This window comes from Flaviflexus ciconiae, assembly GCF_003971195.1.
GTDB classification, from domain to species: Bacteria; Actinomycetota; Actinomycetes; order Actinomycetales; family Actinomycetaceae; genus Flaviflexus; species Flaviflexus ciconiae.
The window spans coordinates 142137-154514 of the sequence record NZ_CP034593.1; the positions used below are offsets into that span (position 1 = coordinate 142137).

Genomic DNA, 12378 nt, shown 5'->3' on the forward strand with positions numbered 1-12378 from the left:
TGAAAGTGCATAGTTCTGTTACTCAACGAGTACCGAAACTTCCTATGAACCGAGGTCCCCTCGGTCGCGAATGATTGTCATGGCGCGCACGCGGTCAATGAGTCTCATGTAGGGGAGCGGATTGATGTCGTTCTCGTCTATAAAGTCGGTGAGGCAGTCGCTGACAACCGAATGCAGTTCCTTCTGGGTCCACGGTTTTGCGATGTAGTAGTCCAGGTCGGCTGCGTTGACGGCCGTGATCGTGTCGGCAAGATCGGCCTGACCGGTGACGAGAACCTTGCGGGTTTTCTCCGTGCGGGTGTCTCCCATCATTTCGACGAGGAACTCGACGCCCGCTGTCCCGGGCATGCGGTGATCGCAGAGCGCGACAGCGAGGATATCGCCATCCCGATGTATCTCGTCGATAACCTCCCACGCTTCATCAACGTCGGCCGCTATCTCGATGCGGAGAATTCCGGCAGCGTCAATGAGATCGCGTTCGAGTGCGTCCCGTACTTCGGGTTCGTCATCGAGGATAAGTAATGCCAGTGTCATGGTCCCTCCCTGGGTAAATCGACCGTCGCAACAGTCCCTTCGGCACCGGAATCAAGGGTGATCCGACCGTCGTGTCGCTCGATGATGGTTTTGCTAATGGTGAGTCCCAATCCCATTCCGAACTGGATCCGGCCCGACTTCGTCGTAAACCGGGGTTCGAAAATGTGGTCCAGGAGCTCTGCTGGTATGCCGGTGCCGTTGTCCGAGACCGTGACTCGGATCCAGTCGGAGCCCAGCCTCTTTGTTGTGACCGTTACTTCGGCGCCCGCTTGGTCCGCCACGGCGTCGGCTGAATTGGTGAGGAGATTCGTCCACACCTGCGATAGCTGACCCGGGTAACCGCTGATCGGGGGTAGGTCGCCGAATTCTGTGATGACCTCGACGCTTTTGAGCCGGTGCGAGGTGAGCCTGAGGGTGTCCTCGATAGTTTCGTTCACGTCCACATCGACAAGCGGATCACCGTCCGGTCTCGCATAGGAGCGGAGCGAGTCAACCAAGCTGTTGATCCTGCTCGAGGCGGAGCGGAGGTTGCGCAGGCCCGTTCCGATTGAGGCCGCCTTCTCCACTACCCTGATCCGGTCCTTCTGCTTCGGGGTGATGCCTTCGAGATCGCTTTCCCGCAGGCCCGCAAGGATCAGCCTGCTGGCAAGCTCAGGATCATTTGTTTTCTTCGTGAAGGTTCTCTTGAGTGCGCGGGCCTCCCGGGTGGATAGCGGGGGAGAGGTCTTTGCGGAAGCAAGAGCGGACTGGGCTGCAGCAGATTCCTTCTTAGGAAGAAGGGAAACGAGGTCTGTGATGTCCTCAGTGACGTGCGCGATTGTGCGTGTGATAGCGGCAATCGGGTTGTTGACCTCGTGGGCGACTCCTGAGGCAAGCTCACCGAGGGTGGCGAAGCGGGCCTGGCTCATGAGCTCTGCCCGGGCCTCCTCGAGGGCCGTATAGGTCTCTTGGAGGGCCCTTTGTTCGGCCTCGAGCTGGGCGGTGAGCTCGACCTTCTCAATCTGAATGTCCTCCGCCCTGCGCAGCCGCCGGTCGAGCGAACGAATAAGGAGAACGGCGATGAGGACCTCGGTTTCGGGCCTGGTCCGGATCACGTGGTTGAGCTGCTCAAAGGTGATGCGTATACCGGTGACCTCGGTTGTTGTTCGTGACGTGAAAAATGCCGTGCGCTGATTGGACAGCGCAAGCAGGCCAATGACTCGTCCCGTGCTGGCGTGGTGCATGAGGACGTTACCGGCGTGGGATTCCCGTTCGAGAGAGACCCGGCCGCTCAAACACAGCATGGCTTCTTCAGCGTCTGAGCCCTCCTGGGTGAGCCGAACGCCAGCAGGCAAGACAACCCGGGGCTGATATCCGAGGCATTCGTCGATGCCGCGGACGATTTCCGCCATGATCTCGTCATCGGTCAGTGGCAGGGAGAAGATAAACGTCTCCCGTTCTCTCGTCAGCTCCTGATTCTTCAGATTGGCTCGCTGGGAGTACCTGCGAAGCTGATTCTTCATGTCGATAACAAACCGGCGCTCATCAAAAGACGGTGTGTAAACGAGAAGATCGGCGCCGCCCCGGTCCACCAGTTCTTCCACCCCCGTCACCGAAGGGCTATCGATCAAAAGGATGGACCTGGCAAGCGGGTCCCTTTCCAGGAACGGAATGATGATGTCATCCGCATTCATCCCGTCCAAAGGAACCGAGACGATGAGGAAGGCAAGGGGGTGGAATCGTCGAAATCCTGTACTGCTACCCGTGCCTCATCGATGTTGTCTGCCTGGACTGTGTCGACGTCCGTGAACTCGCGCTTCATTACCGCAGCTACCTCGGCGGTAGCCGCGTCCCTTCCAATCACGAGGCCGGTGAGTGTCATACCAATCCCATGAGCTCCCATAGCGGTGGCATGGCAAACACGAGCAGGAGCGTGCCGACAATGCCAACGATGACTCCGACGATCGCCATGTTCTTCACTGAAACCACGCCCGTCGAGTAAGCAATAGCGTTCGGGGGAGTGGAGATCGGCAGAGACATGCCGAGCGAACAGGCGAGCGCCACAATAACGGCAAGGACGACAACGTTTGCGTTATCGAGGGAGACCGCGAGCGAGACCGCCAGAGGAACGAGCAGGTTCGCTGCGGCCGAGTGGGAAATGACGTTGGCGATTCCCAGAGAAATAAATGCGAACACGAACAGGAGCATCGTGATAGAGAACGAATCCCACGGGACCGAGTCCACAAGCCAAATATCAAGGCCGGTTGCGCCAACGCCGGTGCCAAGAGCGATACCGCCGGACACGAGCCACAGAACGGGCCAGTCAAGCTTCTTAATGTCTGAGCCTTCCATGACCTTGAGGCAGAGCATGGCTACAACAGGGAAGAAGCCAACAATGTTCGAGGAGACCCCGTGGAGCGGCTCGGTCATCCACAGCAGGATCGTGATAGCGGTGACGGTATAGAAGAGCTTGGCATTACGGGACTTATCCCAGTTCTTACCAAGGTCCACTTCCATCTTCCCTTCCTTGGGGAGGAAGAGTACGCACAGCAGCAACCAGGAGGCAAAGAGGATGACCAGCATCAGCGGGATCGCCAGGATCATCCAGTCAACAAAGGAGACCTGGTAGCCCCGCTCTGCAAGAGCACCAACCGCGATCGCGTTCGGGGGAGTGCCGACCGGGGTGCCGATACCGCCAACGTTTGCGGACAGGGGAATTGCTAGCCCGAGCCCGGCCTTGGCCTTGGTGCCATCAACATTGGCAAGGATCGGGAGAATAACGGCGAACATTGTTGCCGTGGTCGCCGTGTTCGACATGAACATAGAGAGCAGGGCCGTGATGATCATGAGCCCCAGCACGGTCATGCGAATAGAGCCGGCGAAAGGCTTGAGAAGAACCGAGGCAATGTTTCGGTCAAGCCGGTACTTCTCCGCTCCCTCCGCAATCATGAAGCCGCCCAGGAAAAGGATGATGACGGGGTTGGCCAGAGCCGCAAAGAAGTCGGCCGCGGGCAGGGCCTCAACGGAGCCACCCGCTTCGACGATGGCCCCGGTCGAGACCATCAGCACCTCGAGGAAAATCACGAGAACCGCTGTTGCAACGAGGGGAATGGGCTCGGTAATCCAGAAGACGATAGCGAGCAGGAAGATTGCCATCATCCGCTCGCCGGGCTCTTCTAGATTCGGGATGTCAACGAAAAGCGGGAACAGAAAGGCAAGGATTCCAACAGCGAGGCCTACCCGCTTTGTCAGGCTCATGGAAGATTCTTGCTTCCGGCTAGCTTTGGCAGCCGTGTCACCTTTGATTGGCGTGCTCATAATGGCTCAATTCTAGTTTTCGAACCTGACTAACAATGGGACCTAGGACTAGGGCAAAAGGAATGATCCGGAAGATTCACGAACCACCTGCATCGTAGCCCAGCAAAGCAGGACAAAGCGGGACAATGCGAAGGGTGCTGAGGAAGTTCCCTCGGCTACTTGGCAGCACGGTGAGGAGCTTTGCCGACGAGATACTGCGCAACGCTGCCTGCTGTGGAGGACGGGAAGTGAGCTCCTAAGGACAGGAAATGAGCTACGGAGGGCAGGATGTGAGCTCCGGAGGACGGGAAGCGACGGCCACTGCCGTGCGTGATGAAGAGAGGACTACCATGCAAGGAGGGGTTGCCTGATGCTCGTGCCGGGCGGGGATGCTCGCTCATGCCGGGGGTCCATTGCTGTGGCCCCGCCACTGGTCTCAGATGGTCCATCGGCCCCCTTCCAGGGTGAGAGTGGGCGATGACGGCCTGCCGTCTTTGGAGTTTTGGCAATCGGGAATATTATTGATCGGAGCCTGGTTGACCCAGGTAGCGCACAACGCCCCACAGCACTGTGAGCATGCAAAAGCAAATAAGTAGAGCGATGAGCTCTGCGCGGTTCTCCCCAAGCGAGAGAACTGCACATCCCGACCCCCGGAGCACTTCTCTTTCGGGCAGTAACTCGGTTATTGCCGTTGAGGATCCCGGGCGCACTCGCGGAGTGATCTCGTTAGACACGAGGGCACCGGCAGGGTTTATACTGGCATTCATAACGAAGTCAGGGTAGTCTGGCCTCGATACGTGACCCCTTACACAGGCGTTAGGGCTAGACCTGCCTGCGCCGACAGTGTACATTTAATAGTTGCGCTTACTTGTGTGGGGTGACGTGTATCCTCCGTTGGATAGTCGGTAGTGACGCGACCCTGCCCTGCACGAGTGAGTATACGCCTTACCATCTCCAGGGAAGGGATCCCACTTGGCTGCTTCGCCTTTGACAGCATCCGCTTCGCACGGTCGCAAGGCCCGCGTATCTTTCGCCAAGATCAAGGAGCCGATGCAAGCTCCTGATCTGCTTGGTCTGCAGACCGAAAGCTTCAATTGGCTGATTGGTTCTCCGTCATGGAGGGCCGGCGCAGGACCGGACGAGAAGTCCGGGCTGGAAGAGATCTTTGAAGAGGTCTCGCCGATCGAAAACTCGGCAAACACCATGAAACTGTCGTTCTCCGAGCCGAAGCTCGAGGACCCGAAGTACACGGTTGAGATGTGCAAGGAGAAGGACCTCACCTACTCCGCACCCCTGTACGTCAAGGCAGATTTCTACTACAAGGAAACCGGTGAGATTAAGTCTCAGACCACGTTCCTTGGCGACTTCCCGCTCATGACTCCGGGAGGCACCTTTATCATCAACGGAACCGAGCGCGTCGTCGTGTCGCAGCTCGTTCGTTCCCCCGGTGTGTACTTCGAGAGCGAGCGGGACAAGACGTCCGACAAGCTCATTTACACCTCGAAGTTCATCCCGTCGCGTGGCGCCTGGCTCGAGTTCGAGATCGACAAGCGTGACTCCGTCGGCGTCCGCGTCGACCGTAAGCGTAAGCAGTCGGTGACCGTTTTCCTCAAGGCTTGGGGAATGACCGAGGAGGAGATCCGCGAGGAATTCGCCGATTACCCGATCCTCATCGACGCCCTCGAGAAGGACACGGTCCACACCAAGGAAGAGGCGCTGACCGACGTCTACCGCAAGCTCCGCCCCGGCGAGCCGCCGTCGGCGCGCGCTGGCGAGAACCTCCTCTCGAACCTCTACCTCTCCGATAAGCGCTACGACCTTGCGAAGGTTGGTCGCTACAAGATCAACAAGAAGCTCGGCCTCGACCCGGAGAACCGTGGCCGCCAGCTGACCCTCGAGGACATTGTCGGAGCCATCCACTACATCCTCGCCCTCCACGCCGACAAGGCCGAGGCGAACTGCGGTGGCCCGAACGACGTCCAGGTCGAGTTTGACGACATCGACCACTTTGGTAACCGTCGTATTCGCGCCGTTGGCGAGCTCATCCAGAACCAGGTCCGCACCGGTCTGTCGCGCCTTGACCGCATGGTCCGCGAGCGGATGACGACGCAGGAGGCTGCGGCAATCACGCCGTCCTCGCTGATCAACATCCGTCCCATCGTTGCCGCGATCAAGGAGTTCTTCGGAACCTCCCAGCTGTCGCAGTTCATGGATCAGAACAACCCGCTCTCCGGACTGACGCACAAGCGTCGTCTGTCGGCACTCGGCCCGGGCGGTCTTGCCCGTGACCGCGCCGGCATGGAGGTCCGTGACGTTCACCCCTCGCACTACGGCCGTATGTGCCCGATCGAGACCCCGGAAGGCCCGAACATTGGTCTTATCGGCTCGCTCGCGACCTTCGCCCGCGTCAACTCCTTCGGCTTCCTTGAGACGCCGTACCGGAAGGTAGAGAACGGTGTCGTGACCGACACGATCGAATACCTGACCGCTGACGACGAGGACCGCTACGTTATCGCCCAGGCAACGGACCGTCTCGAAGACGACGGAACGTTCATGGACGAGGAAGCTCTCTGTCGCGAGGCAGGTGGCGAACCCGCACTGCTCGCCATCGATCAGATTGAATACATGGACGTGTCGGCACGCCAGATGGTTTCCGTCGGCACCGCCATGATCCCCTTCCTCGAGCACGACGACGCGCACCGCGCACTCATGGGTGCGAACATGCAGCGTCAGGCCGTTCCGCTCCTGCGTACCGATGCTCCTCTCGTGGGCACCGGCATGGAGCAGCGTGCGGCTGTCGACGCCGGCGAAGTTCTCTTGTCCGATGTTGCGGGCGTCGTCGAGGAGGCTTCGGCCGACCTCATTCGCATCGCAACCGACGAGGGCGACTACCGCTCCTACCGGATCACGAAGTTCGAACGCGCCAACCAGGGCAACTGCTACAACCAGAAGGTTGTTGTCTCCGAAGGTGACCGCGTCGAGGTCGGAACGATTCTCGCTGACGGCCCGGCAACGGAAGACGGCGAGCTCGCGCTCGGTCGCAACCTGCTTGTCGCCTTCATGGCCTGGGAAGGCTTCAACTACGAGGACGCGATCATCCTGTCGCAGCGCGTCGTCACCGAAGACATGCTCACGTCGATTCACATCGAAGAGTACGAGGTTGACGCACGTGACACGAAGCTTGGCCCCGAGGAGATCACCCGGGACATCCCGAACGTCTCCGAAGAAGTCCTGTCCCACCTGGACGAGCGTGGCATCATCCGCATCGGTGCAGAGGTCAACGCCGGCGACATTCTCGTCGGTAAGATCACGCCGAAGGGCGAGACCGAGCTGACTTCGGAAGAGCGCCTCCTGCGCGCCATCTTCGGTGAGAAGGCCAAGGAAGTCCGCGACACGTCCCTGCGCGTCCCGCACGGCGAGTCCGGCATCGTCATCGGTGTCCGCGAGTTCTCTGCCGAGAATGACGACGAGCTGGCAGCCGATGTGCGCCAGACCGTCCGCGTCTACGTGGCTCAGCGCCGCAAGATCACGATCGGTGACAAGATGGCTGGCCGCCACGGCAACAAGGGTGTTATCTCCCGGATCCTTCCGGTTGAGGACATGCCCTTCCTGCCGGACGGCACCCCCGTTGACATCATCCTGAACCCGCTTGGTGTTCCCGGCCGTATGAACCTCGGCCAGGTCTTCGAGCTTCACCTTGGTTGGATCGCGGCGAACGGCTGGGATGCGACCGAGGCCCGCATGGACGGCGAGGAGTGGGCTCTGCGCCTGCCCGAGACCGCGGTGACCGGTGTTCCCGGTCAGACCGTTGCGACCCCCGTCTTCGACGGTGTTGAGCCAGACGAGATCGAGGGCCTCCTCGGAGCGACCCTCCCGAACCGCGATGGCGACCACATGGTTGGCCAGGACGGTAAGGCGAAGCTGTTCGACGGCCGCTCCGGTGAGCCGTTCCCGGATGAGATCTCGGTCGGCTACATGTACATGCTGAAGCTGCACCACCTGGTTGACGACAAGATTCACGCACGTTCCACGGGTCCGTACTCGATGGTTACCCAGCAGCCCCTTGGCGGTAAGGCCCAGTTTGGTGGCCAGCGCCTTGGTGAGATGGAGGTGTGGGCCCTCGAGGCCTACGGTGCCGCTCACACGCTGCAGGAAATGCTGACGATCAAGTCGGACGACACCGTTGGCCGCGTCAAGGTTTACGAGGCGATCGTGAAGGGTGACAACATTCCCGAGCCGGGAATCCCCGAGTCCTTCCGCGTCCTCATTCAGGAAATGCGCTCCCTCTGCCTCAACGTCGAAGCGCTCGATGCTAGTGGCAACACAATTAACCTTCAGGATACCGAAGACGACTTCAGGCCCGCGGAGAAGCCAGCTATCTCCACCGGTCTTGAAGACTTCGGTGCAATGGAATTCTGATTCTCGGAGAAAAGGCTGGGTTCAGCGCCCACCCAGCCTTTCTCCGTGGCAGGGTGCTTAGGAAGAAGTAGGAAACTTGCTCGACGTTAATCTCTTCGATCAGCTCCATATCTCGCTTGCGACCTCACAGGACGTTCACTCCTGGTCGCACGGCGAGGTCAAGAAGCCCGAGACCATCAACTACCGCACGCTCAAGGCCGAGAAGGATGGTCTGTTCTGCGAACGCATCTTCGGTCCGACCAGGGACTGGGAGTGCGCGTGCGGTAAGTACAAGCGTCCCCGCTACAAGGGGATTGAATGTGAGCGCTGCGGTGTTGAAGTCACCCGCGCCAAGGTGCGTCGCGAGCGGATGGGTCACATCCAGCTCGCCGCCCCCGTTACCCACATCTGGTACTTCAAGGGTGTCCCGTCACGCCTGGGATACCTCCTCGACATTGCCCCGAAGGACCTCGAAAAGGTCATCTACTTCGCCGCCTACATGGTGACGGACGTTGATGAAGAGGGCCGTTCGGAGGCCATGCCGGAACTCCGCGGTGAACTCGACCTGGAACTCAAGGAAATTGAGAACCAGATGCATGTAGACATCAACGAACGCGCCGAAGAAATGGAGCGCGAACTCGAAGCCGCCGAAGCCGAGAACGCTTCCGCTAAGGAAAAGAAGGCGATCAAGGACGCCGGCGAAAAGGACCAGGGGAACATCCGCAAGTCCGCCGAAGCCGAGCGCGATCACGTTGAAGAGGTCTGGGACCGCTTCATGAAGCTCAAGGTCGGCGACCTTGAGGGTGATGAGGACCTGTACCGCGAAATGTACGCCCGCTGGGGCATGTACTTCGAGGCATCGCGCGGCGCCGAGGCAATCCAGGAGCGCCTGCGCACCTTCGACCTTGAAGCCGAAGCTGAAATCCTCCAGGAGGTCATCAAGACCGGCACCGCTCAGCGCAAAACCCGTGCGCTCAAGCGCCTTAAGGTTGTGAACGCGTTCCGCACGACAGGCACGAAGCCCGAGTCGATGGTTCTTGACGTCCTCCCGGTGCTTCCCCCGGACCTGCGCCCCATGGTGCAGCTCGACGGTGGGCGCTTCGCGACCTCGGATCTTAACGACCTCTACCGTCGTGTCATCAACCGCAACAACCGACTCAAGCGCATGCTTGACCTCGATGCTCCCGAGATCATGGTGAACAACGAGAAGCGCATGCTTCAGGAGTCGGTGGATGCCCTCTTCGACAACGGCCGTCGCGGCCGTCCCGTTCAGGGCGCCGGTAACCGTCCCCTCAAGTCGCTGTCCGACATGCTCAAGGGCAAGCAGGGCCGCTTCCGTCAGAACCTGCTCGGTAAGCGCGTTGACTACTCGGGCCGTTCCGTTATCGTTGTGGGCCCGACCCTCAAGCTGCACCAGTGCGGCCTTCCGAAGGCCATGGCTCTCGAGCTCTTCAAGCCCTTCGTGCAGAAGCGTCTCGTCGACCAGCAGGTTGCGAAGAACATTAAGGCTGCGAAGCGTCTCATTGAGCGCCAGCGCACCGAGGTGTGGGACATCCTCGAAGAGGTCATCACGGATCACCCGGTCCTGCTGAACCGTGCACCAACCCTGCACCGTCTCGGCATCCAGGCATTTGAGCCGCAGCTCGTTGAGGGTAAGGCCATTCAGCTGCACCCGCTCGTCTGTGCGGCCTTCAACGCCGACTTCGACGGTGACCAGATGGCAGTGCACCTGCCGCTGTCCGCCGAGGCGCAGGCAGAAGCCCGTATCCTCATGCTGTCGGCCAACAACATCCTCAAGCCGTCCGACGGTCGTCCGGTCACCATGCCCTCGCAGGACATGATTATCGGCCTGTACCACCTGACGAGCGAGAACGATCACGAGGGCGAGAAGCGTTCCTTCTCCGCAGTCGGCGAGGCCGTCATGGCCCACGACAACGGCGATATTGCCCTTGGCGAGCCGATCCGCATCCGCTTCTCCGAGCTGGTCCCGCCGCGCGGCTGGGTTGCCCCGGAGGGCTGGGAAGAGGGTCAGCCGATCATGCTGGAGACCACGCTTGGCCGTGCGCTCTTCAACGACGCTCTCCCCGTCAAGTTCCCGTACGTGAACGAGGTTGTCGACAAGAAGCGCCTCGGCTCGATCATCAACGAGCTTGCCGAGCGCTACCCGAAGGTTGATGTCGGTGCGTCGCTCGATGCTCTGAAGTCGACCGGTTTCTACTGGGCCGGACGTTCCGGTGTCTCGATCTCGCTTGCCGACATTGAGGTTCCCGAGTCGAAGGCCGGAATCCTCGAGGCTGCCGAAGCGCAGGCCGCGAAGATTGAGGAACTGTTCGAGGACGGCATGATTCAGGACGCCGACCGTCGCCGCGACCTGTTCGACCTCTGGACCGAAGTCACCGACCGCGTGGCGAAGGAAATGAGGGACAACTTCTCGGGCAACAACTCGGTGAACCGCATGGTGACCTCCGGTGCTCGTGGTAACTGGACGCAGGTCCGTCAGCTTGCAGGTATGCGCGGCCTCGTGGCTAACCCGAAGGGCGAGATCATCTCCCGCCCGATCAAGTCGAACTACTTCGAAGGCCTCTCGGTTCTCGAATACTTCTCGGCAACGCACGGTGCCCGTAAGGGAACGGCCGATACGGCTCTCCGTACCGCCGACTCCGGTTACCTGACGCGTCGACTTGTTGACGTTGCCCAGGACGTCATCATTCGTGAAAACGACTGTGGCACCAACAAGGGCCTGACGAACAGGATTGCCTTCGTTGACGAGGACGGCTCCCGCCGCCTCGATCCGGCGGTCGAGACCTCGGTCTACGCCCGTACGCTCGCCCAGGACGTCGCCGACGCCGATGGCAATGTCATCGTGAGCGCCGGCACCGACCTTGGCGACGTGGAGATCGAGAGGCTGTTCAACCTCGGCATCGACGAGGTTACGGTTCGCTCGGTTCTTACCTGTAACTCGCGTTCCGGTGCCTGTGCACTATGCTACGGACGTTCGCTTGCAACCGGCCTGCTGGTCGACATCGGTGAGGCAATCGGTATTGTCTCCGCACAGTCGATTGGTGAGCCAGGCACGCAGCTGACGATGCGTACGTTCCACACCGGTGGCGTTGCTTCGGCAGACGACATCACGCAGGGTCTTCCGCGTGTCCAGGAGCTCTTCGAGGCCCGTACCCCCAAGGGTGAGGCCCCGATCACGGAGGCCGCAGGCACCGTGTCCATCGAGGACTCCGAGCGCTCCCGCCAGATCGTTATTAAGCGTGACGACGGCGGTGAGGACCTGGCGTACCAGGTCTCGCGTTCCGCGAAGCTTCTCGTCGAGGACGGCAGTCATGTCGCTGTTGGCGAGCAGCTGACCGAGGGCTCGGTTGACCCGAAGAAGGTCCTCCGCATCTCGAACCGTCGTCGTGCACAGCTCTACCTGGTCGAACAGGTGCAGGCCGTGTACCGCTCGCAGGGCGTCGAGATCCATGACAAGCACATCGAGGTTATTGTTCGCCAGATGCTGCGTCGCGTCACGGTCATCGAGTCCGGCGACACGAACCTCCTTCCCGGTGAGCTCGCTGACGTCAAAGACTACGAGTCCGCAAGCCGCGAGGCAGTGGCACGTGGCGGCAAGCCCGCAACGGCCCGCCCGGAGCTCATGGGCATCACGAAGGCGTCGCTCGCGACCGACTCGTGGCTGTCCGCTGCTTCGTTCCAGGAGACCACCAAGGTCCTCACCGAGGCCGCGCTCAACTCGAAGCGCGACCCGCTGAACGGCCTCAAGGAGAACGTCATTCTCGGTAAGCTCATCCCGGCCGGCACCGGTCTGGAGAAGCTCCGCCAGGTCAAGGCAGAGCCGACGACCGAGGCTCGCCTCGAGTTCGAGAAGATGACCGGATTCATCCGCCAGGATCTTGACCCGTACGATTCGGGACTGGATCTCGGCGCTGGCCTCTACGGAACCGGATACTCCGGCTACGGACCGGCCTTCGGTGGAAACTAACCACCATCATCGCTGATTAGGGGATTGGCCTGTGTCGAGTACCACCGCTCGATACAGGCCAATCCTTTGACCTAGCGGAAGCAATAACGCTAATCTGATATACGGTGTTCGTATTATCGAACATCCCTCGCGCGCGGGAGTTGCACCTGCAAGGGAGGAGACCGTCCGGCGTTGCTGCGAAA

At 60.4% G+C, this 12378-nt stretch carries 6 protein-coding genes; 2 read left to right on the forward strand and 4 right to left on the reverse strand.

Translation table 11 applies throughout. The annotated features are described in order from the left end of the window. Positions 1–42: 42 nt before the first annotated feature. The 4 genes from EJ997_RS00625 to EJ997_RS00640 are packed head-to-tail and all read right to left on the reverse strand — an operon-like array spanning position 43 to position 3771. On the reverse strand, positions 43–534 hold the full coding sequence (locus EJ997_RS00625) for a response regulator (protein WP_126702855.1): 492 nt from the start codon (positions 532–534) through the stop codon (positions 43–45). Next, positions 531–2207, reverse strand: coding sequence for an ATP-binding protein (locus EJ997_RS00630; RefSeq protein WP_126702856.1), 1677 nt, complete (start codon positions 2205–2207; stop codon positions 531–533). The genes EJ997_RS00625 and EJ997_RS00630 overlap by 4 nt, the downstream gene beginning before the upstream one ends. Continuing rightward, positions 2204–2395 (reverse strand): hypothetical protein, encoded by a 192-nt coding sequence (locus EJ997_RS00635; RefSeq protein ID WP_126702857.1) that lies wholly within the window; start codon positions 2393–2395, stop codon positions 2204–2206. Before EJ997_RS00635 ends, EJ997_RS00630 begins: the two co-directional genes overlap by 4 nt. After that, the gene (locus EJ997_RS00640; protein ID WP_228201525.1) at positions 2392–3771 is read right to left on the reverse strand and encodes an SLC13 family permease; all 1380 of its coding nucleotides are present in this window, start codon (positions 3769–3771) and stop codon (positions 2392–2394) included. The genes EJ997_RS00635 and EJ997_RS00640 overlap by 4 nt, the downstream gene beginning before the upstream one ends. A gap of 1011 nt (positions 3772–4782) precedes the next feature. Between EJ997_RS00640 and rpoB the strand changes: the two genes are divergently transcribed. Then, positions 4783–8229 (forward strand): DNA-directed RNA polymerase subunit beta, encoded by a 3447-nt coding sequence (gene rpoB / locus EJ997_RS00645; protein ID WP_126702859.1) that lies wholly within the window; start codon positions 4783–4785, stop codon positions 8227–8229. 76 nt (positions 8230–8305) lie between these two features. Further along, entirely contained in the window at positions 8306–12196 is a 3891-nt protein-coding gene (locus tag EJ997_RS00650; protein WP_126702860.1) for a DNA-directed RNA polymerase subunit beta', read from the forward strand. Positions 12197–12378: the final 182 nt, after the last annotated feature.